General features: G+C 46.1%; 25 protein-coding genes and 1 tRNA gene. 24 read left to right on the top strand and 2 right to left on the bottom strand.

Annotated elements, in window-relative coordinates:
- Window positions 1-229: 229 nt before the first annotated feature.
- From pnp to ICN31_RS04265, 21 genes are all read left to right on the top strand, one after another.
- Window positions 230-2,386, top strand: a complete 2,157-nt coding sequence (gene pnp, locus ICN31_RS04365) for a polyribonucleotide nucleotidyltransferase (RefSeq protein WP_216258926.1) — start codon at window positions 230-232, stop codon at window positions 2,384-2,386.
- A gap of 32 nt (window positions 2,387-2,418) precedes the next feature.
- Window positions 2,419-3,417: an NAD(P)H-quinone oxidoreductase gene (locus ICN31_RS04360; RefSeq protein WP_216258924.1), complete on the top strand. Its 999-nt coding sequence runs from the start codon at window positions 2,419-2,421 to the stop codon at window positions 3,415-3,417.
- Between the two features lie 16 nt (window positions 3,418-3,433).
- Window positions 3,434-4,192, top strand: a complete 759-nt coding sequence (gene tpiA / locus ICN31_RS04355; protein WP_216258922.1) for a triose-phosphate isomerase — start codon at window positions 3,434-3,436, stop codon at window positions 4,190-4,192.
- Between the two features lie 21 nt (window positions 4,193-4,213).
- Entirely contained in the window at window positions 4,214-4,558 is a 345-nt protein-coding gene (gene secG / locus ICN31_RS04350) for a preprotein translocase subunit SecG (RefSeq protein WP_088525104.1), read from the top strand.
- An 86-nt stretch (window positions 4,559-4,644) separates the two neighbouring features.
- Window positions 4,645-4,729: transfer RNA gene (locus ICN31_RS04345), tRNA-Leu, on the top strand.
- A 106-nt stretch (window positions 4,730-4,835) separates the two neighbouring features.
- Window positions 4,836-5,195 carry an NADH-quinone oxidoreductase subunit A gene (locus ICN31_RS04340; protein WP_011902892.1) on the top strand — a complete coding sequence of 120 codons (360 nt, stop codon included), beginning with the start codon at window positions 4,836-4,838 and terminating at the stop codon, window positions 5,193-5,195.
- Between the two features lie 5 nt (window positions 5,196-5,200).
- Window positions 5,201-5,683, top strand: coding sequence for an NADH-quinone oxidoreductase subunit B family protein (locus tag ICN31_RS04335; RefSeq protein WP_011902891.1), 483 nt, complete (start codon window positions 5,201-5,203; stop codon window positions 5,681-5,683).
- A 3-nt stretch (window positions 5,684-5,686) separates the two neighbouring features.
- A complete protein-coding gene (locus ICN31_RS04330) occupies window positions 5,687-6,286 on the top strand; it encodes an NADH-quinone oxidoreductase subunit C (protein WP_216258920.1) in 600 nt (199 codons plus the stop codon).
- A 3-nt stretch (window positions 6,287-6,289) separates the two neighbouring features.
- Complete coding sequence (locus ICN31_RS04325) at window positions 6,290-7,543, top strand: NADH-quinone oxidoreductase subunit D (protein WP_216258918.1); 1,254 nt, start codon at window positions 6,290-6,292, stop codon at window positions 7,541-7,543.
- A gap of 22 nt (window positions 7,544-7,565) precedes the next feature.
- Window positions 7,566-8,072, top strand: a complete 507-nt coding sequence (gene nuoE / locus ICN31_RS04320) for an NADH-quinone oxidoreductase subunit NuoE (RefSeq protein ID WP_216258917.1) — start codon at window positions 7,566-7,568, stop codon at window positions 8,070-8,072.
- Window positions 8,069-9,367, top strand: coding sequence for an NADH-quinone oxidoreductase subunit NuoF (gene nuoF, locus ICN31_RS04315; protein WP_216258914.1), 1,299 nt, complete (start codon window positions 8,069-8,071; stop codon window positions 9,365-9,367). The genes nuoE and nuoF overlap by 4 nt, the downstream gene beginning before the upstream one ends.
- 30 nt (window positions 9,368-9,397) lie before the next feature.
- Complete coding sequence (gene nuoG, locus ICN31_RS04310; protein WP_216260778.1) at window positions 9,398-11,713, top strand: NADH-quinone oxidoreductase subunit NuoG; 2,316 nt, start codon at window positions 9,398-9,400, stop codon at window positions 11,711-11,713.
- An 8-nt stretch (window positions 11,714-11,721) separates the two neighbouring features.
- A complete protein-coding gene (gene nuoH, locus ICN31_RS04305; protein ID WP_216258912.1) occupies window positions 11,722-12,795 on the top strand; it encodes an NADH-quinone oxidoreductase subunit NuoH in 1,074 nt (357 codons plus the stop codon).
- 11 nt (window positions 12,796-12,806) lie between these two features.
- Window positions 12,807-13,298: an NADH-quinone oxidoreductase subunit NuoI gene (nuoI, locus tag ICN31_RS04300; protein ID WP_216258910.1), complete on the top strand. Its 492-nt coding sequence runs from the start codon at window positions 12,807-12,809 to the stop codon at window positions 13,296-13,298.
- A gap of 21 nt (window positions 13,299-13,319) precedes the next feature.
- A complete protein-coding gene (locus ICN31_RS04295) occupies window positions 13,320-13,967 on the top strand; it encodes an NADH-quinone oxidoreductase subunit J (RefSeq protein ID WP_216258908.1) in 648 nt (215 codons plus the stop codon).
- Window positions 13,964-14,272: an NADH-quinone oxidoreductase subunit NuoK gene (gene nuoK / locus ICN31_RS04290; RefSeq protein WP_216258906.1), complete on the top strand. Its 309-nt coding sequence runs from the start codon at window positions 13,964-13,966 to the stop codon at window positions 14,270-14,272. Before ICN31_RS04295 ends, nuoK begins: the two co-directional genes overlap by 4 nt.
- Before the next feature lie 2 nt (window positions 14,273-14,274).
- Window positions 14,275-16,326: an NADH-quinone oxidoreductase subunit L gene (gene nuoL / locus ICN31_RS04285; RefSeq protein ID WP_216258904.1), complete on the top strand. Its 2,052-nt coding sequence runs from the start codon at window positions 14,275-14,277 to the stop codon at window positions 16,324-16,326.
- 9 nt (window positions 16,327-16,335) lie between these two features.
- Window positions 16,336-17,802 carry an NADH-quinone oxidoreductase subunit M gene (locus ICN31_RS04280; protein ID WP_216258902.1) on the top strand — a complete coding sequence of 489 codons (1,467 nt, stop codon included), beginning with the start codon at window positions 16,336-16,338 and terminating at the stop codon, window positions 17,800-17,802.
- Between the two features lie 10 nt (window positions 17,803-17,812).
- A complete protein-coding gene (gene nuoN, locus ICN31_RS04275; RefSeq protein ID WP_216258901.1) occupies window positions 17,813-19,312 on the top strand; it encodes an NADH-quinone oxidoreductase subunit NuoN in 1,500 nt (499 codons plus the stop codon).
- A gap of 14 nt (window positions 19,313-19,326) precedes the next feature.
- The gene (locus ICN31_RS04270) at window positions 19,327-19,926 is read left to right on the top strand and encodes an NUDIX domain-containing protein (protein WP_216258899.1); all 600 of its coding nucleotides are present in this window, start codon (window positions 19,327-19,329) and stop codon (window positions 19,924-19,926) included.
- A gap of 65 nt (window positions 19,927-19,991) precedes the next feature.
- The gene (locus tag ICN31_RS04265) at window positions 19,992-20,486 is read left to right on the top strand and encodes a DUF1178 family protein (protein ID WP_216258896.1); all 495 of its coding nucleotides are present in this window, start codon (window positions 19,992-19,994) and stop codon (window positions 20,484-20,486) included.
- A 79-nt stretch (window positions 20,487-20,565) separates the two neighbouring features.
- On the opposite strand, the gene ICN31_RS04260 is transcribed toward ICN31_RS04265, so the two are convergent.
- The gene (locus ICN31_RS04260; RefSeq protein WP_216258894.1) at window positions 20,566-22,086 is read right to left on the bottom strand and encodes a CoA-acylating methylmalonate-semialdehyde dehydrogenase; all 1,521 of its coding nucleotides are present in this window, start codon (window positions 22,084-22,086) and stop codon (window positions 20,566-20,568) included.
- Between the two features lie 154 nt (window positions 22,087-22,240).
- Between ICN31_RS04260 and ICN31_RS04255 the strand changes: the two genes are divergently transcribed.
- Window positions 22,241-23,362 carry an NADH:flavin oxidoreductase/NADH oxidase gene (locus ICN31_RS04255; protein ID WP_216258892.1) on the top strand — a complete coding sequence of 374 codons (1,122 nt, stop codon included), beginning with the start codon at window positions 22,241-22,243 and terminating at the stop codon, window positions 23,360-23,362.
- A gap of 45 nt (window positions 23,363-23,407) precedes the next feature.
- Window positions 23,408-24,385 carry a tripartite tricarboxylate transporter substrate binding protein gene (locus ICN31_RS04250; RefSeq protein ID WP_216260776.1) on the top strand — a complete coding sequence of 326 codons (978 nt, stop codon included), beginning with the start codon at window positions 23,408-23,410 and terminating at the stop codon, window positions 24,383-24,385.
- A gap of 7 nt (window positions 24,386-24,392) precedes the next feature.
- Here ICN31_RS04250 and ICN31_RS04245 read toward each other — a convergent pair whose 3' ends face one another.
- Window positions 24,393-25,703 carry an amidase gene (locus ICN31_RS04245; RefSeq protein ID WP_216258890.1) on the bottom strand — a complete coding sequence of 437 codons (1,311 nt, stop codon included), beginning with the start codon at window positions 25,701-25,703 and terminating at the stop codon, window positions 24,393-24,395.
- Window positions 25,704-25,786: 83 nt separating this feature from the next.
- On the opposite strand from ICN31_RS04245, the gene ICN31_RS04240 reads away from it, so the two are divergent.
- Complete coding sequence (locus tag ICN31_RS04240; RefSeq protein WP_216258888.1) at window positions 25,787-26,449, top strand: SprT family zinc-dependent metalloprotease; 663 nt, start codon at window positions 25,787-25,789, stop codon at window positions 26,447-26,449.
- Window positions 26,450-26,477 lie beyond the last annotated feature (28 nt).

The raw sequence follows: 26,477 nt of genomic DNA, 5'->3' as shown, positions 1-26,477 counted from the left end.
TTTCTTAACAGAACCAGTCTTAAGCAGATGGCATGTTTTTTGGGCGCTTTTCGATCATTTGTGTAGGGGATCGTGTCATTCCAATGAGTTTCTGAATGCCCGCAGAGTCTCATTGGAATGGCATCCCTTTTGATCATGAATCGCTCCAGTGTTGTCGTGACACTGCTTTATCCCACGACAAGCGCAATGCTCATGTGAGTTTTGCGTGAACAATTTGGAGAAGATCAGAATGACTATGTTTAAAAAAGCAGTAAAGAGTTTTCAGTGGGGCAACCATCAAGTAACCATGGAAACAGGTGAGATCGCTCGCCAATCTGGTGGTGCCGTCATCGTTAACGTGGATGACACTGTAGTAATGGGTACTGTAGTTGCCTCTAAGTCTGCGAAGCCAGGCCAATCCTTTTTCCCTTTGACGGTTGATTATTTAGAAAAGACCTACGCAGCAGGCAAGATCCCTGGTGGCTTCTTCCGCCGTGAAGGCCGCCCATCAGAAGGTGAGACATTGATCTCCCGTTTGATTGATCGTCCATTGCGCCCATTGTTTCCAGAAGGTTTTTTGAACGAAGTTCAAGTGGTAGTGCATGTGCTGTCTATCAACCCAGATGTTCCTGCTGATATTCCTGCTTTGATTGCTGCTTCTGCAGCCTTGGCTATTTCTGGTATTCCTTTTGCTGGCCCAGTCGGCGCAGCTCGCGTGGGTTATGCCAATGGTCAGTACCTGTTAAACCCAACCCGTACAGAACAAGCAACTAGCGAACTCGATTTGATCGTAGCTGGTACTCAAGCCGCTGTATTGATGGTGGAGTCAGAAGCAAACCAACTTTCTGAAGAGGTGATGTTAGGTGCAGTCGTATATGGTCACGACCAAATGCAAACTGCGATCAACGCCATTAACGAATTAGTTCGTGAAGCTGGTAAGCCAGAGTGGGATTGGACTGCTGCTCCTAAGGATGAGCCATTTATTACTAAGGTCACATCATTAGCTGAAGCGCCATTACGTGAGGCTTATCAGATTCGTCAAAAGGGTGCTCGTTCAGACAAGCTTAAAGAAATCTCTAAAACTGTTTTAGCCAAGTTAGCCGAAGAGGGTGACGTTGACGCTGTTGCAGTCAGCGACATCATGTTTGAAATTGAGGCAAAGATTGTTCGTAGCCAGATTTTGAATGGTGAGCCACGCATTGATGGTCGTGATACTCGCACCGTTCGTCCAATTGAAATTCGTAATGGCGTATTGCCACGTACCCACGGTTCTGCTTTATTTACTCGTGGCGAAACTCAAGCATTGGTAGTGGCTACATTAGGCACTGCACGCGATGAGCAAATCATTGATGCGCTCGAAGGTGAATACCGCGATCGTTTCATGTTCCACTACAACATGCCTCCGTTTGCTACTGGCGAAACTGGTCGTGTAGGTAGTCCTAAGCGTCGTGAAATTGGTCACGGCCGTTTGGCTAAACGCGCATTGATTCCGGTATTGCCAAGTGCAGAAGATTTTGCATACAGCATTCGTGTGGTTTCAGAGATCACCGAATCCAACGGCTCCTCTTCAATGGCTTCCGTTTGCGGCGGTTGCCTTGCAATGATGGATGCTGGTGTTCCAGTAAAAGCGCACGTTGCTGGCGTTGCCATGGGCTTGATTCTTGATGGTAATCGTTTTGCTGTGTTGACCGATATCTTGGGTGATGAAGATCACTTAGGCGATATGGACTTCAAAGTAGCAGGTACTGCAAATGGTATTACTGCACTGCAGATGGATATTAAGGTTCAAGGCATTACTAAAGAAATTATGCAAGTGGCTTTAGCGCAAGCTAAAGAAGGCCGTTTGCACATCTTGAGCAAAATGCAAGAAGCGATGGGCTCAGTTCGCACAGAACTGTCAGCACATGCTCCACGCATGGTTTCATTCAAGATTCATCCAGACAAGATTCGTGAAGTGATTGGTAAGGGTGGCGCAACTATCCAAGCTTTGACCAAAGAAACTGGTTGCAGCATCGACATTAAAGATGACGGCACAGTAACCATTGCATCTACTAGCGCTGAAGGCATGGCAGAAGCAAAAGCACGTATCGAGGGCATTACTGCAGAAGCTGAAGTAGGCAAGATCTATGAAGGCCCAGTAGTGAAGTTGCTCGAGTTCGGCGCTTTGGTCAATATTCTTCCAGGTAAAGATGGCTTATTGCATATCTCTGAAATCTCTAACGAGCGCGTTAAAGAAGTCAAAGATTATTTGCAAGAAGGTCAAGTTGTGCGCGTGAAGTTGCTAGCTGCTGATGAGCGTGGTCGTTTGCGTTTATCACTGAAAGCTGCAATGGCAGAAGAGGGTGGCTCAATTGCTCCCCTAGCTGGCGCTGCTGAAGCGGCTCCATCTGCTGACGAAACAGCGTAAGTCATTTACATCTACTACTGCGAGAAGCTCTTATGCGCGTAATGGAAATCAAAGAATTTGGCGCACCAGAAATGTTGGTGCCAGCCACTCGTCCGGATCCAGCTATTCCTAGTGCTGGCACTGGCGAGATTTTGATTAAGGTGATTGCTGCCGGCATTAACCGACCAGATGTTCTGCAGCGTAAAGGTTTTTATCCTGTACCTGCGGGCGCATCTGATATTCCTGGTCTTGAGGTTGCTGGAGAGATTGTTGGCGGAGACTTAGCGCACGCAGATAATCTCTTTGGCCTCAAACTTGGCGATAAGGTTTGCGCTTTAGTGCAGGGTGGTGGTTATGCTGAGCTTTGCACCGCACCGATTGCTCAGTGCTTGCCTTACCCAAAAGGCTTTACTGATCAAGAGGCTGCAGCCTTACCAGAAACTTTCTACACCGTATGGAGCAATGTCTTCATGCGTGGCCAACTCGCAGAGGGCGAAACCCTATTAGTCCAAGGTGGCTCTAGCGGTATTGGGGTTACTGCCATTCTGATTGCCAAGGCTTTAGGTCATAAAGTATTTGTGACTGCGGGCACGGATGAAAAGTGCGCGGCATGCATGAAGTTGGGCGCTGATTTAGCCGTGAACTATAAAACGCAAGACTTTGTAGAAGAGGTTAAGAAGGCGACCGATGGTAAAGGTGTCAATGTCATTCTCGATATGGTGACCGGCGCTTATGTGCAGCGTGAAATCGATTGTTTGGCTGATGATGGCCGCATTGTGATCATTGCAATTCAGGGTGGATCAAAGGCAGAGGTTAGCACTAACCAAATTTTGCGCCGTCGCTTAACTATCACCGGTTCAACATTACGTCCTCGTCCAGTCTCCTTTAAGAAGCAGATTACAAAGCAGCTGTATGACAATATTTGGCCTTTGTTAAATGCTGGTCAATTAAAGCCTGTCATTTACAAAACCTTTACGCTCGATCAGGCAGCAGATGCTCATAGCTTGATGGAGTCATCAGAGCATGTTGGCAAGATTGTTTTGACGGTCTAGAAGCTGTTAGTTAAAAATGCGACCACTCATCATCATCGGCAACTGGAAAATGAATGGCAATCTTGCTAGTAATCAAGATTGGATCAAGACCGTTGCACGTGGCATGGAAAGTGGCATGCCATCTGGCCGCAAGTTTGCTGTTTGCCCACCATTTCCCTATTTGGCGCAATGCGCAGCATTAATTAAAGAATATTCTTTGGCATTTTTAAGTCTTGGTGCGCAAGATGTCTCAGCCTTTGAGTCTGGCGCATACACCGGTGAGGTGGCTGCATCTGCTTTGAAAGAAATGGATTGTAGTTACGTGATTGTTGGTCACTCTGAGCGTCGTGAAACTCACCATGAGGCTGACGAGCTTGTAGCAGGCAAGGCCTTGCAAGTATTAGATAGTGGTATGACTCCAGTGATATGTGTTGGGGAGACTGCTGATGAAAGAAATTCAGGTAGAGCGGTAGAGGTTGTTCGCGGGCAGGTTGCAAAACAGTTGACTGTGCTTCAGGATCGTTTAGCAGATTGCTTAATTGCTTATGAACCCGTTTGGGCAATTGGCACCGGTAAGGTTGCTAGTGCCGAAGTTGCTCAGGATATGCATCGTGCGATTCGTCTGCAATTGGCGGAATTTGATGAGGACGTTGCCTCTCATATTGGAATTTTGTATGGCGGCAGTATCAAACCGGATAATGCCGTTGAGTTGTTTGCAATGCCTGATATTGATGGCGGATTGGTTGGGGGCGCTTCTTTAAATCCCCAAGATTTTCTGGCTATCTGTAAGGCGTAGATTTTTATTTGGAGATGAATTGTGGAATGGCTTAAGACTTTATTAATCGTATTTCAAGTAATTTCAGCATTGGCTGTGATTCTGCTTGTGCTATTACAGCAAGGTAAGGGAGCAGATATGGGTGCTGCTTTTGGTTCAGGCTCGTCGGGCAGCTTGTTCGGTGCTAGCGGCTCTGCTAATTTTTTATCCCATACAACAGCTGTTTTTGCAGCAATTTTCTTTATTTGTACTTTAGGCATTACTTGGCTTGGTAATAAGAAAGAAGTTGCTCCTGGAGTTCTCTCTGGAACAGTTGCACCAGTTGTGGCGCCGGCAGCACCAGTGGCACCAGTACAGGACCCAACTAAGCCTGCAGTTCCTAAGTAAAACTGTAGGGTTTTACAGATTTATCTAGCCCTAAATAAGGGTAGTGAAGTGTTGCAATGCAGTAGAATTGATAGGTTTTGCAAGATGCCGACGTGGTGAAATTGGTAGACACGCTATCTTGAGGGGGTAGTGGCTTAGGCTGTGCGAGTTCGAGTCTCGCCGTCGGCACCAAAATGAAGAATTTATCGAGTTTTTGCTCTAAATCAAGGCTGTAAGAAGTGAATAAATGAATAATTTGCTGTTTTAAGTATTACCAGACGAACGAATCAGGACCATTTTGAATCTCGCTAATTACTTTCCTGTTCTACTTTTTATCCTCGTAGGTATTGGGGTGGGATTAGTCCCCATGTTCCTCGGTAAAATTCTGGCCCCTTCGAAGCCTGACGCTGAAAAACTCTCACCATATGAGTGTGGTTTTGAAGCCTTTGAAGATGCGCGTATGAAGTTCGACGTGCGCTATTACCTCATTGCCATTCTGTTTATTCTTTTTGATCTTGAAACTGCATTCCTATTTCCATGGGGTGTTGCTTTGCGTGATATTGGTTGGTTTGGCTACGCCTCTATGGTGATCTTCCTTTTGGAGTTCATTGTGGGATTTGTGTATATCTGGAAAAAGGGCGCTCTCGACTGGGAGTGATCGATATGGCACTAGAAGGCGTTCTCAAAGAAGGATTTGTTACTACCACTGCGGATCAGTTGATTAACTGGACTCGCAATGGTTCTTTATGGCCAATGACTTTTGGTCTAGCTTGCTGCGCGGTGGAGATGATGCATGCCGGCGCATCGCGTTATGACTTAGATCGTTTTGGCGTGGTATTTCGTCCATCCCCACGTCAATCTGATTTGATGATTGTTGCAGGCACCTTGTGTAACAAGATGGCTCCTGCATTACGAAAGGTCTACGACCAAATGCCAGAACCGCGCTGGGTCATTTCTATGGGATCTTGTGCCAATGGTGGCGGTTATTACCATAACTCCTATTCAGTAGTGCGCGGTTGCGATCGCATCGTGCCAGTTGATATTTATGTCCCGGGTTGCCCTCCAACTGCCGAAGCGCTGATTTACGGAATTATTCAGTTGCAATCGAAGATTGCTCGCACCAGCACGATTGCGCGGAAGGCATAAGCCATGTCAGATCGTTTAGTTCAATTGGCTGCCAACCTAGAAAAAGTTCTGGGTAAGCGTGCGCTGTCGATTGAGGTGGCGTTGGGCGAGGTGACTTTAGTGGTGAACGCCGATACCTATTTAGAATCTGTCATGCTATTACGTGATGAGCCATCACTCGCATTTGAACAGTTGATTGATTTATGTGGTGTTGACTATCAAGACTTTGGCGATGGTAGCTGGAGCGGTCAACGTTTTGGCGTTGTCAGTCATCTATTATCAATAGAGCACAACTGGCGTTTACGCCTCAGAGTGTTTGCCCCTGACGATAGCTATCCATTAGTGGCTTCAATCACTCCAGTATGGAACTCTGCTAATTGGTTTGAGCGTGAAGCGTTTGATCTCTTCGGCATCTTGTTTGAAGGTCATGATGACTTGCGTCGCATCTTGACTGACTATGGCTTTATTGGTCATCCATTTAGAAAAGATTTTCCTATCAGTGGCAATGTAGAAATGCGTTATGACCCAGAGTTAAAGCGCGTTGTCTATCAGCCTGTCACCATTGAGGCACGTGAGATTACTCCCCGCATCGTTCGCGAAGAGCAGTATGGAGGCCCGGCTTAAGTCATGGCGAAAATTAAGAATTACACACTGAACTTTGGGCCTCAGCATCCTGCGGCTCACGGTGTATTGCGCCTAGTGCTTGAGCTAGATGGTGAAGTAATTCAGCGTGCTGATCCGCATATTGGCTTATTGCATCGCGCGACAGAGAAATTAGCCGAGACACGTACTTGGATTCAAAACGTGCCCTATATGGATCGCTTGGATTACGTTTCCATGATGTCCAATGAACACGCCTATGTCATGGCCATTGAGAAGTTGTTGCAAGTGGAAGTTCCTGAACGAGCACAATATATTCGCGTGATGTATGACGAGCTAACGCGTTTACTCAATCACTTACTCTGGATTGGCTGTCATGGTCTTGACGTTGGTGCGATGGCTGTGTTCTTGTATGCTTTCCGCGATCGTGAAGACATCTTTGATATGTATGAAGCAGTATCCGGTGCTCGTATGCATGCTGCTTACTATCGTCCAGGCGGCGTATATCGTGATTTGCCAGACCAAATGGCGCAGTATAGTAAATCGAAGGTTCGGAGCCCATCGGCAGTAAAACGCTTGAATGAGAATCGTAGTGGTTCATTGCTTGACTTTATTGAGCAGTTTTCTAATGGCTTTGATGCCCACGTAGATGAGTACTGCAATCTCTTAACCGATAACCGTATCTGGAAACAGCGCCTCGTCAATATTGGTATCGTGACACCTGAGCGAGCATTACAACTTGGCTTTACTGGCCCGATGTTGCGCGGCTCTGGTATTGAGTGGGATTTGCGTAAGAAGCAGCCATATGAAGTCTATGACCGTCTCGACTTTGATATTCCGGTAGGTGTCAATGGTGACTCCTATGATCGTTATTTGGTTCGCATGGAAGAAATGCGCCAATCCAATCGTATTATTAAACAGTGTATTGCCTGGCTCAAAGCAAACCCAGGTCCTGTCATGAGCGATAACCATAAAGTTTCTCCACCAAAGCGTGTGGATATGAAAACCAATATGGAAGAATTGATTCACCACTTCAAGCTCTTTACTGAAGGCATTCATGTTCCTAATGGCGAAGCTTATTCTGCTGTTGAACATCCAAAAGGTGAGTTTGGTATCTACTTGATTTCTGATGGTGCTAATAAACCATATCGCCTAAAAATTCGTGCGCCAGGATTTGTTCATCTTTCAGCCATGGATGAAATGTCGCGTGGTCACATGTTGGCTGATGCGGTAACCATTATTGGTACGCAGGATATTGTGTTTGGGGAGATTGACCGCTAATTTAGCGAGCCAAGGATTATTAATGACAAGCACTCTTCAACTATCCGATAAAACGCTGGCAGATATTGCCCGTAATGTTGCTAAATATCCTCCAGAGCAAAAACAATCTGCTGTGATGGCTGCTTTGATTGCCGCTCAAACTGAAGTAGGATGGGTATCATCAGAAGTGATCGCTACTGTTGCGCAAATCCTTGAGATGCCAATGATTGCAGTAGATGAGGTGGCTACTTTTTACAATATGTACAACACCAAGCCGATTGGTAAATACAAATTAGTCATCTGCACTAATTTACCTTGCCAATTAACCCATGGTCAAACAGCAGCAAATCATCTTAAAGATACTCTGGGTATCGGATTTAATGAAACCACCCCCTGTGGCACTTTTACTCTTAAAGAGGGTGAATGTATGGGTGCCTGTGGCGATTCACCAGTCATGCTCGTGAATGACAAGCGCATGTGCAGCTTTATGAGCAAAGAAAAAATTGACTCGCTCTTAAATGAACTTCGTGCCGAAGGGAAAGCAGCATGACCAGCTTGCACGACCGTCACATCAAACCTTTAATCCTCGCAGGATTAAACGGTAATAACTGGCGTTTAAAAGATTACGAGAGTCGTGGTGGCTACCAGCAGTTGCGCCGCTTGTTAAATGACAAGGTTGCACCAGATGCCATCGTTACAGAATTAAAGGCTTCATCATTGCGTGGTCGAGGTGGCGCAGGTTTCCCAACGGGCTTGAAGTGGAGCTTTATGCCACGTCAGTTTCCAGGACAAAAATATTTAGTTTGTAATAGTGACGAAGGTGAGCCTGGAACTTTTAAAGACCGCGACATCATGCGTTACAACCCACATGCGTTGATCGAAGGCATGATTATTGGTGCATACACCATGGGCATTACGGTTGGGTATAACTATATTCACGGTGAGATCTGGGAAGTGTATTCACGCTTTGAAGAGGCTTTGGATGAAGCGCGAGCTGCAGGTTACTTGGGCGACAAGATCCTGGGAAGTGATTTCTCCTTTCAGTTGCATGCTACGCCAGGGTGGGGTGCTTATATCTGTGGCGAAGAAACTGCCTTACTGGAATCTCTTGAGGGTAAAAAAGGTCAGCCTCGCTTTAAACCACCATTTCCCGCTAGCTTTGGTTTGTACGGCAAACCCACCACCATTAACAATACGGAAACATTTGCGGCTGTACCTTTTATCTTGGCAATCGGTGGTCAAGCTTATTTGGATCTGGGTAAACCCAATAATGGTGGTACCAAAATTTTCTCCGTATCCGGTGACGTAGTTTATCCAGGCAATTATGAGGTTCCATTAGGCACGCCGTTTGCTGATTTGTTAAGACTTGCTGGCGGTATGCGCGATGGTAAAACCTTGAAAGCAGTGATTCCTGGGGGATCTTCAGCTCCTGTTATTCCTGGTGCACAAATGATGGATCTGACGATGGATTACGACAGCATCGCTAAAGCTGGTTCCATGTTGGGATCTGGCGCAGTGATTGTGATGAATGAAACCCGTTGCATGGTGCGTGCCTTAGAGCGCTTGTCTTACTTCTATCACGAAGAATCTTGCGGTCAGTGCACACCATGTCGTGAAGGTACAGGCTGGTTGTGGCGCATTGTGCATCGTATTGAACATGGTCAAGGACGACCTGAAGATTTAGATTTACTAAATGATGTAGCGGCCAATATTCAGGGACGTACGATTTGCGCTTTGGGTGACGCTGCTGCAATGCCAGTGCGTGGCATGTTAAAGCATTACATGGATGAATTTACGTATCACGTAGAACATAAGCGCTGCTTAGATTCTGCACAACCTTTATAAGCTATTGAGCCGGGATATCTTCAAGTGAGTATGGTAGAAATCGAATTAGATGGCAAGACGGTAGAAGTTCCGCAAGGTTCGATGGTGATGCACGCCGCGAATAAGCTGGGCACCTACGTCCCTCACTTCTGCTATCACAAAAAATTATCTATCGCTGCTAACTGTCGTATGTGCCTAGTCGAGGTAGAGAAGGCTCCAAAACCATTGCCTGCTTGCGCTACACCAGTAACTCCAGGGATGAAGGTGTTCACCCATTCTGCGAAAGCAGTGGAGGCGCAGCGCTCTGTAATGGAATTCTTGTTGATTAATCACCCATTGGATTGCCCAATTTGCGACCAAGGTGGTGAGTGTCAGTTACAAGACTTAGCTGTTGGTTATGGCAAGTCAAATTCACGCTATGACGAAGAGAAGCGTGTTGTCTTTCATAAGAATGTGGGCCCATTGATCTCGATGCAAGAGATGAGCCGTTGTATTCATTGCACCCGTTGCGTTCGTTTCGGACAAGAAGTTGCTGGCGTGATGGAATTGGGCATGATCAATCGTGGCGAGCATTCTGAAATTACTACCTTTGTAGGTCAAACAGTGGATTCCGAGCTTTCTGGAAATATGATTGATATATGCCCTGTTGGCGCATTGACTAGCAAACCGTTTCGTTATGCAGCGCGTACTTGGGAATTAGGCCGTAAGCGCTCTGTAAGTCCCCACGATAGCTTAGGTGCAAATACCACCGTACAAACTAAAGATAACAAAGTCATGCGTGTGGTGGCTTTAGAAAATGAAGCGATTAATGAATGCTGGATTAGCGACCGTGATCGCTTTTCCTATGAAGGATTAAATAGTGTAGATCGTGTGACTACGCCCATGGTGAAGCAGGGCGGCCAATGGCTTGAAACTGATTGGCAGTCAGCGCTTGATTATGTGGCTCACTCACTGAAGACTATTGCGGCTGAAAATGGTCCAGAATCAATTGCTGCCTTAGCCCATCCAATCTCTAGTGTCGAAGAATTGCATCTCTTGCAAAAGATGGTCCGTGGCTTAGGCTCTCATCAAGTCGAAACCCGTCTGCGCCAAACAGATGTGAAGGCTGCTGCTAGTGCACCATGGCTAGGTATGCCAATTGCTAAATTGAGTGAGCTAGACCGTGCCTTAATTATTGGCAGCTTCTTACGCAAGGATCAACCGATTATTGCAGCGCGTATTCGTACAGCTTCAAAGCGCGGGTTACAAGTGATGCGGATTGATGCTGGTGGCGATGATTGGCTTATTCCAAATACTCCTATTACTGCTGCACCTAGTGCATGGCTTAATAGCTTGAGTGAAGTTGCTTTAGCAGTTGCAAAAGCAAAAGCGCTTACTGCTCCTACAGGAATAGCCAATTTACCGGTCTCTCCAGCAGCACAGAAGATTGCTGATAGTTTAATGTCTGGCTCTACAAATGCGGTACTCATAGGTTCCGCAGCTATTGCACATCCTCATGCATCTGACTTGCATGTATTGGCTCAATTTATTGCAGAGCAAACTGGCGCTACCTTAGGTTTCTTGCCGGTGGGTGGCAATGCTGTTGGTGCTGCATTGGTCAATGCTAATGGCGCAGGTGTTGAATCGATTCTTTCTGGTGATCGTAAGGCTGTGCTGCTGATGAATATCGAGCCAGATGCAGACTTACCCAATCCTGCGCAAGCACGTACAGCCCTAGCAAAAGCTAATACGGTCATTGCATTGAGTGCCTATAAGAGCGCTGATTTACTTGAAGTTGCTGATGTTATTCTGCCAATCTCCACTTTTACTGAAACGGTTGGCACCTTTGTGAATGCAGAAGGTAGCGCGCAGACTATTCAACCTTCAGTTAAGCCATTAGGCGATTCCCGCCCAGCCTGGAAAGTGCTACGTGCACTCGGTAGCCTCTTGAATCTTGATGGTTTCTTGTTCAACTTGCCAGAAGAAGTACTGGGTGAAGCTCTTGATGAAAGTTATTGCACTCGCCTAAGCAATAAGGCAACAAGTAACGCTATTACCCATGGAAGTACAACTCCAACCAGTGGTCTTGAGCGAATTGCCGACGTCAATATTTATGCTGGCGACCCAATCGTGCGTCGCTCATCAGCTTTGCAATTAACGCGTGATGCCAAACGAGGCAATCAGGCTGGTTTAAATCAAAAGCTATTCACAGAGCTTGGTCTCAAAGAGGGTGATGCAGTGCGCGTTTCTCAAGGTGGTCAGTCTGTAGATATGCCTGCACTACTGGAAGTCAATCTAGCACCAGGTGCCGTGAGGATTTCTGCAGGGACTATGGCTAGTGCGAAGTTAGGGTCTATGAATGGCCCAATTACGGTTGCTAAGGCGTAAGGTCAGAAATGGATCATTTCTTGAACCTCATTACCACTCAAGGCGAGGCCATCTTTGGTTCTTTCTGGCCGCTTGTTTGGGCATTAGTTCGTATTGTCATCATCGTATTGCCGATGTTTGCTTGTGTGGCTTATCTAACCCTCTGGGAAAGAAAGCTTATTGGCTGGATGCATATACGCCTGGGGCCAAATCGTGTTGGGCCATTAGGCTTACTACAGCCTATCGCAGATGCATTGAAATTACTGATGAAGGAGATTATTTCTCCGGCTCAGTCATCTAAGGTTTTATTCTTTATTGCACCTATCATGGTCATCATGCCTGCCTTTGCAGCATGGGCGGTTATTCCATTCCAAGCCAAAATGGTGCTGGCAGATATCAATGCCGGTCTGCTCTACATCATGGCGATTTCATCAATCAGTGTTTATGGTGTGATTCTGGCCGGTTGGTCTTCTAACTCTAAATATCCATTCTTGGGTGCTATGCGTGCATCAGCGCAGATGATCTCGTATGAGATTGCTATGGGCTTTGCCTTGGTTACGGTGCTATTGACTTCAGGCTCATTGAACTTGAGCACAATTGTTGCTTCTCAAGAGCAAGGCTTTTTTGCTGACATGGGATTGAACTTCTTATCTTGGAACTGGTTGCCATTACTGCCGATGTTCCTGATTTACTTTATCTCAGGAGTAGCAGAGACAAATCGTCACCCATTCGATGTGGTAGAAGGGGAATCAGAGATTGTTGCAGGACATATGGTGGAGTACTCCGGTATGTCATTTGCCATGTTCTTCTTGGCCGAATACGCCAATATGATTCTGATTGCTGCAGTAGCTTCCATTATGTTCTTGGGTGGCTGGTTGCCGATTGTAGATTTCCCAATCTTGCGAGATATACCCGGTTTCTTCTGGTTATTCGCCAAGACCTTCTTCCTCTTGTCTTGCGTTATTTGGTTGAGGGCTACTTTGCCGCGCTATCGCTATGACCAAATCATGCGATTGGGCTGGAAGATCTTCATTCCCATCTCAGTATTCTGGGTGGTTGTCGTTGGCGCATGGGTGGTATCCCCATGGAATATTTGGAAATAAGTCGATCAATTATGCTTAAGAAAATTTCCCAATTTCTCGATAGTTTGATGCTCAAAGACATCTTGACTGGTATGTCTATTACCGGTCGTTATCTCTTTAAGCCAAAAATTACTGTGCAATACCCAGAAGAGAAGACGCCATTGTCACCCCGTTTCCGCGGCCTGCATGCTCTGCGTCGTTATGAAAGCGGAGAAGAGCGTTGCATTGGCTGTAAGTTGTGTGAAGCTGTTTGTCCTGCATATGCCATCACTATTGAAACGGCTGAGCGTGAAGATGGAACACGTCGTACTAGCCGTTATGACATTGATTTAACCAAATGTATCTTCTGCGGTTTCTGCGAAGAAGCATGTCCGGTTGACGCTATTGTCGAAACCAATATCTTTGAATACTTTGGTGATAAGCGGGGAGATCTGTACTTCACTAAAGATATGCTATTGGCAGTAGGTGATAAATATGAAAAAGATATCGCCGCCAGCCGTGCAGCTGATGCACCTTATCGCTAATCGGATAGAGCACACATCACTATGACATTTGATCCATCCACATTATTTGCTGTCTTCTTCTATGGATTTGCAGGCTTGCTAGTCATTGCTGCGGTTCGCGTGATCACAGCACGTAATCCAGTTCATGCTGCGCTCTTTTTGGTGCTTGCCTTCTTCTGCGCTTCAGGCCTATGGATGTTGCTCAAGGCCGAGTTTCTGAGTTTGGCACTGATTCTAGTTTATGTTGGCGCTGTGATGGTTCTGTTTATTTTCGTAGTGATGATGTTGGATCTCGATTTAGAGCATTTGCGTCGCGACTTCAGAAAATACCTGCCGGTTGCTTTCTTGATGGGTGCTGTGATTGTTCTAGAGCTATCCATTGTGATCATTCGCAGTTTTATTGGTACAAATGCTCCTGTACAACCAATGCCAGAAGAGATTTCCGCGAACAATACTTTAGCCTTAGGTAGATTAATTTTCGTAGACTATGTTTATGCCTTTGAAGTCGCTGGTGTCATTCTATTAGTGGCGATTATTGCTGCGGTTGCCTTAACCTTGCGTAACCGCAAAGACTCTAAGTCGCAAAATATCCATGAGCAAGTCAATGTTGTTGCAGCAGACCGTATGCGTGTAGTCAAGATGGATTCAGATATGGGCGCAAAGCAAGATACCAAAGGAGAGAAGAAATGAATATCACTCTCGCTCACTACTTAGTGCTTGGTGCTATTTTGTTTGCAACTAGCGTGATTGGGATCTTCTTAAATCGCAAGAATGTCATCGTTCTTCTAATGGCAATTGAGTTGATGCTGCTTTCTGTAAACATGAACTTTATTGCCTTCTCTCATTACTTGAGCGATATGGCGGGCCAAGTATTTGTATTCTTTATTTTGACTGTGGCAGCTGCGGAAGCAGCTATCGGTTTGGCAATCTTGGTTGTGCTCTTCCGTAAGGTTGACACCATTAATGCCGATGATCTTGACCACCTAAAAGGCTAGTCATGCAATTGACCTTAAACATTCCTGTTCTTTGCGCAATTCCTCTTGCGCCATTGATTGGCTCGATGATTGCGGGCTTCTTTGGCACTAAATTGGGCGGTAATCGTATTGGTCATGGCGCATGCCAATTTGTCACCATCTTGGGTGTAGCTATTGCATTTGCCCTGTCCTGCAACGTGTTAGTTCAGGTGATGGATGGCTTCTACTTTAATGGCACTGTATACCGCTGGATGGAATTGGGTGAGCTTAATTTAGATATTGGATTCTTAATTGATCCATTAACAGCCACCATGATGTGCGTAGTGACCTTTGTATCGCTCATGGTTCACATTTACACCATTGGCTATATGCGGGGCGAAGAGGGCTATAACCGTTTCTTCTCCTATATTTCTTTATTTACTTTTGCCATGTTGATGTTGGTGATGAGTAATAACCTCTTGCAACTCTTTTTCGGATGGGAGGCGGTGGGTGTCGTTTCCTATCTCTTGATTGGTTTCTATTACGAGCGCCAGTCCGCAGTGTTTGCCAATATGAAAGCCTTCTTGGTAAACCGAGTTGGTGACTTTGGTTTCATTCTCGGTATTGGCTTGATACTAGCTAGTACTGGCTCAATGCAATACGACGTTATTTTTTCTCAGAACACTGCCTTGGCAGCACAAACATTGCCTGGCACTAGCTGGAATTTATTGACGGTGGCTTGTATCTGTTTATTCATTGGTGCGATGGGTAAATCAGCGCAATTTCCATTGCATGTTTGGTTGCCAGACTCCATGGAAGGCCCAACCCCAATTTCTGCATTGATTCATGCAGCAACGATGGTTACGGCAGGTATCTTTATGGTGTCTCGCATGTCACCATTGTTTGAGCTTTCGGATGCGGCCTTGAGCTTCATCTTGGTGATTGGCTCAATCACTACACTATTCATGGGCTTTTTGGGAATCGTGCAAAACGACATCAAGCGCGTAGTGGCTTATTCCACCTTATCTCAATTGGGTTATATGACTGTAGCACTGGGTGTTTCTGCTTATCCAGTAGCAATCTTTCATTTAATGACCCATGCATTCTTTAAGGCCTTATTGTTCCTTGCAGCAGGTAGCGTGATTCTTGGTATGCACCACGAGCAAGATATGCGCAAGATGGGTGGCCTCTGGAAATACATGCCAGTTACTTGCCTCATGATGTTGCTTGGTAATTTAGCCTTGATCGGTACACCATTCTTCTCTGGCTTTTATTCCAAAGATTCTATTATTGAAGCTGTTGCTGCCAGCCATATTCCTGGTTCAGGCTTTGCTTACTTTGCTGTGATGGCCAGCGTCTTTGTAACAGCTTTATATTCATTCCGCCTCTATTTCTGGGTATTTCATGGCAAAGCGCGCTGGGGCCATGCTGATTCACATGCGCATGATGATCATGCAGAGCAAGGCGGTGATCATGCGCATCATGGTTTAGCCCCGGGCGAAAAGCCGCATGAGTCTGCATTGGTGGTGACTTTGCCATTAATCCTCTTGGCGATTCCATCAGTCATTATTGGTTTCTATACGATTACACCACTCTTATTTGGTACCTACTTTGGTGACTCCATTTTTATTGATGTTCTTCGTCACCCAATCATGAAAGAGCTCGAAGACGAGTTCCATGGTCCGGTAGCAATGGCGATTCATGCATTCACATCACCCATATTGCTCTTGGTGGTGCTTGGTGTACTAACGGCAGCGATTGGTTATCTTTGGGCTCCTCAGTTACCTGCCAAGGTTGCACAAGCATTAGCACCTATCAAAAAATTGCTCGATAACAAATACTATCTTGATGATTTAAACCAAGCAGTCTTTGCTAAGGGGCTGATTTGGATTGGCGGCTTCCTGTGGCATCGCGGCGACCAGAAAGTGATTGATGGTTTCTTTGTGAATGGGAGCGCGTATACAGTAGGGCGCTTTGCCGGTGTTATTCGCCATCTGCAATCCGGCTATCTTTACCACTATGCTTTTGCAATGATTGCAGGCTTAGCGGCATTACTAGCTTGGGTTTTATATGCTTATCTGCCTTTTGTTCGCTAGGCCGCCATTATGATTCTTTCTTACGCCATCTGGACCCCGATTGTTTTTGGACTCATTATTTTGATATTTGGGTCTGAGAAGCCATCCGCTGGCGTTCGCTGGTTAGCGCTAATTGGTGCTACCCTTGGTTTCATTGCCACTCTTCCTCTCATTATTCAGTTTGATATTGCCAATCCTGGGATGCAATTTGTTGAGAAATTGAGTTGGATTCCGCGCTACGACATTAACTATTACCTTGGTATTGATGGCATCTCCGTTTGGTTCATTGTGCTTACAGCCTTCATCAATATTATTGTGGTGATAGCAGCCTGGGAAGTGATTGATACCAAAGTATCGCAATACATGGCCTCCTTCATGATCCTTTCAGGATTAATGATTGGCGTTTTTTGTGCACTTGACGCCTTATTGTTCTATGTCTTCTTCGAGGCTACCTTAATTCCGATGTACATCATCATTGGTGTCTGGGGTGGGCATAACCGCATTTATGCGGCATTCAAATTCTTCTTGTACACCTTGCTTGGCTCCTTGCTCACTTTAGTTGCCATGCTGTATCTCTACAACGTGACCAATAGCTTTGATATTTTGGTTTGGCAACATGCACGCCTGGATATCGTCGAGCAAATTTTGTTGTTCTTTGCATTCTTCATGGCATTTGCTGTGAAGGTACCCATGTGGCCATTACACACTTGGTTACCCGATGTGCACGTAGAAGCGCCCACTGGTGGTTCTGTCGTGTTGGCAGCCATTATGTTGAAACTCGGTGCCTATGGTTTCTTGCGCTTCTCATTGCCGATCGCACCAGACGCTAGCCAATACTTTGGCCCATTCATCATTTTCCTTTCATTAGTTGCTGTCATTTATGTTGGTGCAGTCGCTCTGGTTCAAAAGGATATGAAAAAGCTTGTGGCGTATTCATCTGTCGCTCATATGGGCTTTGTAACGCTCGGCTTCTTTCTCTTTAGTCCATTGGGTATCGAGGGCGGCATTGTGCAAATGATCTCTCATGGCTTTGTGGCTGGTGCAATGTTCCTTTCTATTGGCGTGCTCTATGACCGTATGCATACCCGTCAGATTGCTGATTACGGTGGGGTAGTACATCGCATGCCTGCGTTTACTGCTTTTGCAGTATTGATGGCAATGGCAAACTGTGGTCTCCCAGCAACCTCAGGATTTGTTGGTGAGTTCATGGTGATTCTCGCAGCAGTGGATTATGACTTTGTGATTGGTATTTTGGCTTCAACCGCCTTAATTCTGGGAGCTGCATATTCCTTGTGGATGGTGAAGCGCGTATTTTTTGGCGCCATTACTAATGCGCATGTAGAAGAGCTCAAAGACCTTAATGCTCGTGAATATTTCTTGATGGCCGTATTGTCCATCTGTGTAATCGGTATGGGTGTTTACCCAAAACCATTTACAGACATCATTCATCCTGCCGTGATTAATCTGCTACAGCATGTTGCTGTGAGCAAACTCTGAGTAAAAGCAAATGCAAGCATTCGACCTCTACGCTATCCTGCCTGAACTTGTTCTGCTCGTTGTAGCCTGTTTGCTATTGCTCGCTAGCGTTTATGTGCCTGAGAGAGTGGTATCCACTCCAGGTGTAGAGCAGGATATCTTTCATACTCCCCGTGGAGTTGGTTTTGTCTACTTCTTTACGATCATTCTCTTGGTTTATCTAATTTTGGCATTCATTGGCCGCATGGGAGATCCAGCGCTTTTAGCAATGAATGGCTTATATCAATCAGATCCTTTTTCTAACTTACTCAAAGCCTGTTCATGTGGCGCTGTCTTAGTTAGCTTGATTTACTCCAAGCAATACCTCACAGATCGCGCCTTATTTCGTCCAGACTTTATTGTTTTAGCCTTGCTTGCCTTGCTTGGGCAATTTGTCTTGATTTCTGGTGCAAATTTATTAACGCTGTATCTCGGCCTGGAGTTAATGGCTTTACCAACTTACGCACTAGTAGCAATGCGCCATAACAACGAGAAGAGTGTCGAGGCCGCAATTAAGTATTTCATCTTAGGTGCTTTGGCTTCCGGCTTCTTGCTATATGGCATGTCGATGCTTTACGGCGTGACAGGTTCATTAGACCTCATTGAAATCTTTAAAGTAGTTGCCGATCCCCGTGTAAATCATTTGGTGATGGCTTTTGGCTTAGTGTTCATTGTTGCTGGTATGGCATTTAAGTTAGGTGTAGTGCCTTTCCACATGTGGGTGCCGGATGTGTATCAAGGTGCGCCAACTGCAGTGACACTGATGATTGCGGCAGCACCTAAGCTTGCTGCATTTGCCTTGTTATTCCGACTGTTAGTAAATACCTTGTTACCGCTCTTGGGCGATTGGCAGCCAATGCTGGTGATCTTGGCAGTCCTGTCCTTGGTTGTCGGGAACGTCACGGCAATTGCACAAACCAATTTGAAACGCATGTTGGCGTACTCTGCGATTGCGCAAATGGGTTTCGTACTCCTAGGTATGTTGTCTGTTTTTGATGATCATGCATTTAGCGCATCCATGTTTTATGTTATTACCTATGTATTAACAACCTTGGGTACCTTTGGCTTACTCATGGTTCTGTCTCGCAAGGGGCATGACTGTGAGACCTTAGATGATCTCAAGGGTTTGAATCAAAAACATCCTTGGTTTGCTTTTATTGGACTGGTGATGATGTTCTCCTTGGCTGGTATCCCTCCAACAGTGGGCTTTGCAGCTAAATTGGGCGTACTGGAAGCTTTAGTAGATGGCGAGCATACCTTCTTGGCCATCGTCGCCGTGATGGCATCCTTGATCGGCGCATTCTATTACTTGCGTGTAGTGAAGGTCATGTATTTTGATCAACCGGTGCATGAGACTACCATTAGTGGTTCTGGATTTGCTAAGGGCATTCTGGGCTTAAATAGTATTTTGGTCTTAGCACTGGGCATTATTCCTGCAGGCTTAATGAGCCTTTGTCTAGACGCCATGCGCCGTACCTTATTGGGCTCCTAAATTTTTAGGTAGAGATGACCGAAAAATCATTCAAAGATTTACCCAGTGGTGACCAACATTTGTGCGAGGAGCGCATTACTGGGGAAGACATCTATGAGGGCATTTTTTTGAAGATGAAACGGGATACAGTTTCATTACCCGATGGTCAACAAGCAGTGCGAGAGTATTTAACTCACCCTGGAGCTGTTGCGATTGTGGCTGTACTAGATGATGGTAGGGTACTCTTGGAGCGTCAATATCGATATCCCATTGCCAAGGCTTGTATTGAAATTCCTGCAGGTAAATTGGATCCCAATGAAAGCCCGCTACTGTGTGCGCAACGTGAGCTTGCTGAAGAGACTGGCTACACCGCAAAAAAGTGGAGTTATATTCGCCGCATCCATCCAGTCATTTCGTATTCAACAGAGTTCATTGATATCTATTTAGCCGAGGGTCTTGTGCCTGGCGCAAGTCATCTAGATGAAGAAGAGTTTTTAGATGTCTTTGCAGCACCCCTAGAGCAACTCATTGCTTGGGTAGAGGATGGCGAGATTACGGATGTTAAAACTACGATCTCGGCCTACTGGTTAGACCGCTACCGCCGCGGTTTAGTGAGTCCAGAGCCAATTAAATAGGCATATAGCAAACCCGCTTAAAATAGGGCTATTGAATTTAGTACTTTTGCCCCCAAATAGGTTTTATGAAAGTTTATAACCTCGCTTGCCCCCTAGATCATCGCTTTGAGGGATGGTTTGCCTCTGAAGAGGATTGCCTTGCCCAGCAAGATCAGGGAATGCTCGCCTGTCCTGTATGTGACAGCACCAGTATTGCTCGCATGCCTTCTGCCCCTCATATTGCTAAATCTTCATCTACTGCATCTTCAGAATTAGCAGTATCTAAAGCAGATACGGGTCATTTAAGTGGTGATGTTGTTGCTTTGACAAGGCCAGATCACTCCCATTTAGAAGCTCAAGTGCAGGCAGCCTTTTTAAACGGCATGCGTGAACTGATGGGTCGATCCGAAGATGTTGGTAATTCTTTTGCTGAGGAAGCCAGAAAGATTCACTATAAGGAATCTCCTGAACGTAGCATTCGGGGTCAGACGACATTAGATGAAGCAGAGTCTTTGAGGGAAGAGGGTATCGATGTGTTGGCAATGCCAATGATGCCTGCATTTAAAAACACACTGCAGTAGTGAGTTTCTAGATAGAGACTGAGAGTAAAAAAATAGCGATCCGTAGATCGCTATTTTTATTTGTACCGCCTCTACCGCTTTATTTCGAGGTCGGCATCACAAACTCTGCACCCTTAGCAATACTTTCAGGCCAACGCTGCATGACGCTCTTTTGCTTGGTATAGAAACGAACACCTTCTTTGCCATAAGCATTCATATCGCCAAAGATTGACTTTTTCCAGCCCCCGAAACCATGCCAAGCCATCGGCACCGGAATAGGTACGTTAATGCCAACCATGCCAACTTGTACGCGGCGAGCAAATTCACGGGCGATATTGCCATCACTGGTGAAGCAAGCAACACCATTGCCAAACTCGCAGGAGTTAACCAAATTGAGTGCATCAGTAAAGTTCGCTACTCGTAAGCAAGACAGCACTGGGCCAAAGATTTCTTCGAGGTAAATCTTCATATCGGGTTTGACGTTATCAAAGAGCGTGCCACCAATGAAGAAGCCATTTTCACAGCCAGGAACTTTTAAGCCACGACCATCCACTAATAGTTTGGCACCTGAAGCAACGCCGTTTTCAATATAGCCTGTAATGCGCTCTAAGGCAGCCTTAGTAACGATAGGGCCCATTTCCGCATCAAGCTCCATGCCATTCTTGACCTTCAAAGTTTTGGTGCGCTCAATGAGTTTTGGCATGATTCTGTCAGCAACATCACCAACCAATACTGCTACTGAAATCGCCATACAACGTTCACCAGCAGAGCCATATGCAGCACCAATCAGCGCATCAATCGCCTTATCAATATCCGCATCAGGCATGATGACCATGTGGTTCTTAGCGCCACCTAAAGCTTGTGACCGTTTACCAAAATGAGCACAACGCTCATAAATGTAATTGGCGATTGGGGTGGAGCCAACGAAGCTTACTGCTTTAACGTCTGGATTCTCAATTAGGGCATCTACAGCTTCTTTATCACCCTGGACTACGTTAAATACACCATCAGGAAGGCCTGCTTCTTTTAGGAGCTTTGCCATCAATAAAGCAGCAGATGGATCGGTTGGACTAGGTTTGAGAATAAAAGTATTACCGCAAGCAATCGCCACAGGGAACATCCACATCGGAACCATGACAGGGAAGTTGAATGGCGTTATGCCAGCCACTACACCCAAAGGTTGACGCATGATCCAGTTATCAATATCGGTAGAAACCTGTTCGGTGTAATCACCTTTGAGTAATTCAGGGATGCCGGTAGCAAATTCTAAAATTTCAATACCCCGAGTCACTTCACCTTGGGCATCAGTAAATACCTTGCCGTGTTCGGCAGTAATGATCGCTGCTAGGGCATCACGGTTGGCATTGAGCAGCTCCAGATACTTAAACAATATGCGCGCACGGCGTAATGGACTGGTTTGACCCCAGCTCTCAAAAGCGGTTTGCGCAACCGCTACAGCAGCGTCGACTTCCTTACGATTGGCTAATGCCACGCGGCGGGCTACAGCGCCCTTAGCAGGGTTATACACATCAGCAAAGCGACCCTCCTTAGGGTTCACCAGTTTGCCGCCAATATAGTGGCCAATATCGTCTTTTGAATCAAAGGCTTGGGGTGCGTTCATAGTCTCGTTTATTAATAGGTTTTTGGGTAATTGAAGCCAGCTAAGCTAGGGCTGCAGGGCTTGGTTTCTCGTTTCTTCTGCTTTTTGAGTATTCTATCGCTTTAGAGTTACTTCTGTAATTTTTGGACTATTTTTCAGCTTTTTAAGGCATCCCATGAGTCTTTTGTTCTCCAGCTACACCCTCAATTCACCCCGAGGGCCATTGGAATTAGCTAACCGCATTGTAGTTGCGCCAATGTGCCAATACTCTGCAAGTCATGGCGAGGCAACTGACTGGCATTTGATGCACTGGGGTAATTTACTCAATAGTGGGGCGGCCTTATTCATCATCGAGGCTACTGGCGTGACTGCAGAAGGTCGCATTACTCCCGCTTGCTTGGGTCTGTGGGATGACCGCACAGAAGCTGCCCTGAAAGACAAATTAGGCCGTGCTCGTAAATTAGCACCAGCTACTGCGGTATTTATTCAGCTAGCACATGCTGGACGTAAAGCATCGAGCGCTACCCCTTGGGATGGCGGACAACTTTTGTCAGCGGACCAAGGCGGCTGGGAAATGCTTGCTCCTTCAGCTATTTCTCAGCTTGAAGGTGAGCGGCTACCGCACGAGCTTTCAAAAGCAGAGCTCAAACAATTGATTGATGATTTTGTGATTGCTGCAAAGCGCGCTGACCGTATTGGGGTAGATGGTATTGAATTACACGGTGCTCACGGCTATCTGCTGCATCAGTTTTTATCTCCAATTGCTAATCAGCGTCAAGACGAGTACGGCGGCTCATTTGAAAACCGGATTCGTTTTCCATTAGAGTTGTTTGCGGCAGTCAGAGCTGCTTATTCAGGTGTCCTGGGTATTCGGATTTCTGCAAGCGATTGGATTGAGGGTGGTTGGACTCCACAGGAGACCGCTGATTTTGCAAAACAATTAAAGCCATTAGGTTGTAACTTTGTACACATCTCTTCCGGCGGAATTTCTCCGAAGCAAAAGATCGCTCTTGGACCACGATATCAAGTGCCATTTGCTAAGATTGTTAAAGAACAATCTGGGCTACCAACAATGACAGTGGGTTTAATTACGGATCCACATGAAGCCGAAGCGATCTTGCAAGATGGTGATGCAGACTTGATTGCCTTGGCTAGAGCCTTTTTGTACAAACCCCGTTGGGGATGGGAGGCTGCTGCTGCCTTGGGCGGCACAGTCACTGCGAACGAGCGCTATTGGCGTTGTTTACCCAGAGAGGCTCAAGCTGTTTTTGGAAGCGTTAAAGTAGGGCAGCGATAAACTACTAGAAATTAATAAATGAGTATTGAAGAACAGGAGACCATGATGACAAGATTCCACATAGCCCAAAAATTATTAGCCACCCTGGCTTTTACTGCAGTTGCCCAGCTTGCTAACGCACAAGCCTTTCCAGAACGCGCTATTACTTTAGTCGTGCCCAATCCACCAGGAGGCTTGGTGGATACTTCTGCGCGCCTTTTAAGTGAGCCACTTACAAGAGTCATTGGTCAAACGGTGATTGTGGACAACAAACCTGGGGCCAGTGGAAACATTGCCTATCAATTTGTAGCAAATGCCAAGCCAGATGGATACACATTGTTAATTTCGTATTCTGGCTATCACGTAGGTAATCCTGCTTTGATGGATAAGCTTGCTTGGGATCCCGTAAAAGATTTTTCACCAATTGCGCTGTTAACTATTTCTACTAATGTGATTGCAGTACATCCTTCAGTACCGGTGAACAACTTAAAAGAATTTATTGCCTATGCAAAAGCCAATCCTGGTAAGTTAAATTACGCTTCACAAGGCAATGGTTCAGTCTCCCATATCGGTACTGAAATGTTTAAGCAATCTACTGGCGTTGAAATGGTCCACGTGCCTTATAAGGGATCTGGCCCTGCCATTCAGGACGTTCTTGCTGGGCAAGTACAGGTCTTCATCAGCACTCCGCCATCATTGATGCAGCATGTACAAAGTGGCAAGCTCAAAGGCTTGGCAGTTACTGGTAAGAATCGCCATCCAGGAATGCCCAATGTTCCTACTACTGCTGAGGCTGGGTTACCTTCATTCCAGCTGGAATCTTGGGTAGGCTTGTTTGCGCCTGCAGGAACGCCAGCGCCAGTAGTTGCTAAGCTGACAGACTCTGTTAAAAGGAGCTTGGCATTGCCTGAAGTGAAAGAGCGCGCTGATGCTGCTGGCGTAGAAGTGCGCTACTTAACGCCTGCTGCAACTGAAGCCTTGGTTAAGAAAGAGCTCCCATATTGGAATAAGGCAATCAAGTCTGCCAACATCACTCTCGATTAAATATGCTTTAAGCCTGATCTCGCAAAACGGGATCAGGTAAGGCTAGTGCAAATGCTCTAGCAGCACTAAGTAAAAATTGATCTTTGCCGGGGCCTGCAATGAGTTGTACGCCGACTGGTAAGCCATGAGGTCCAGTAGCAACATTAAGATTGATGCAGGGTAGGCCTAGCATGCTCCAGTCTCTGCAAAAAATGGGATCACCCGTACCATCTTTGATTAATGGAGCTTCACCAGTGGCACTTGGGGCAATCAGAATATCAATCTCATTATTGAAAAGATCTGCGACTGAAGCTTTGGCGCGCTCAACCATCAATACATCTTTGGCATATTGCTCATAGCTAATAAGAGCACCATCGTTTAATAGCTTGCTAATCAGTGGATTAATTTTTTTAGGAAAATGCGTGCGCTCAAAAAGGAGGCTACGAGACATCTCAGAGAGCATGATATTAGTTTGGGCTTGAGTCAGACCATTGCATGCTTTTGCAAGTTTTTGATCAACAACCGTTCCTTTGCAAATCGATTCAGCGGCATGCCTTGCAACTGCTAGTGCCGTAGAAGTCTCTTTTTGAGCGTGTGACCAATTAGCGGTTTTACAAATCCCAATGCGGGGCTTGTTATGAAGATCCTTTACAGTAGCGAGCCTATGATCGCCGCTCATTGCGGCTATACCAAGTGCAACATCTTCTACGCTACGGCCAAAGCAACCCAAAGTATCTAGCGAAATCGAGAGGCTTTTGACACCAGCGATACTAATTTTTCCAAGGCTTGGCTTAAAGCCCACTACACCACAATAGGATGCAGGCCGAATAATGGAACCAGCTGTTTGGCTACCGGTTGCTAAGGGCACCATGAAGTCTGCAACTGCTGCTGCTGAGCCGCTAGAGGATCCGCCAGGGGTATGTTTGCTGTTATGGGGATTAGTTGTGACGCCGCCTTTGAAGGTGGCAAATTCTGTGGTGACCGTTTTTCCGAGGATGATGCCGCCAGCTTGACGCATGAGTGCAATTGAAACAGCATCTGCGCGAGGGTAGTTGTTTTGATAGATAGAGGACCCATATGCCGTAGGTAGGTCATAGGTATCAAATAAGTCTTTAACCCCAATGGGCAGACCGTGCAATAGACCCTGAATAGCGCCCTTATCAAGTTGCTTTGCTCTAGCTAGAGCATTTTCCTTGCCAAGACTGACCCAGGCCCTTACGGCGCTTTCTCTTTGGCCGATGCGATCTAAGCAGGACAGGAGTAAATCGCTTGCTTTAATCTCTCGTTTAGACAGGGCTTTTACAGCCTGGGAGGCGCTGAGGCTTTCTAGATCTTTCATAGACGCTATTTTACGTTCGGTGGCGTATGATCGCAATTTACCGTTTTTAAAACTCACCCCATTAGCGCAAAGTAAGTAGATCGATGAAGCAACATTCAGTACGTGAAACATGGCTCCAAGACGCGGTTAGACATCTTGAGCCAGTATTTTCTAAGGCAGGCTATGCCATTCCTCCAGTTCGAGTCTCTTGTGGATTTGCGGCCTCTAGTAGCCCCAGAACCACCATGGGCCAATGCTGGCCAAGGGAACGCTCTGGGGGAGGTGTTAATGAAATCTTTATCTCACCCAAAATTGATGATCCAGTCCAACTGCTAGACACCTTAGTGCATGAGTTATGCCATGCCGTAGACGACTGTTTTAGCGGCCATGGAGAGGACTTTAAGGGCATTGCCCAAACGGTTGGTCTAGAAGGGCCAGCTAGGATGGCCCATGCCACAGAAGAGCTGATGGTGAAACTGGTGATGATTAGCCAGGAACTTGGCCCATATCCACATCAGGCCATTGTTTTCCCTCCACCAAGACCTAGTAATGCCAGCCGCAGTAAGGCTAAATGCGGTCAATGTGGCTATGAGGTCACTTTGCTTAAAAAATGGGCTAGTTATGGAGCGCCAATCTGTCCAAAGGATAATATCCGGATGCAGGAGGATGCTCCAGAGACCATCGAAAATACCAGCGATTACGATAGTGATTCTGTTACTAAGGGCGGCAAGGCTGCCCCAGATCAAATCCGTCGGGCTATCAGCTAGTATCTATATTCACCAGATTGCATTGAAC

Origin of the sequence: Polynucleobacter sp. UB-Piko-W3 (assembly GCF_018881635.1) — a bacterium.
In the GTDB taxonomy this organism is placed as follows: Bacteria; Pseudomonadota; Gammaproteobacteria; order Burkholderiales; family Burkholderiaceae; genus Polynucleobacter.
The sequence above is the reverse complement of the archived record's forward strand: the minus strand, read 5'-3'. Positions and strand labels throughout refer to the sequence as shown.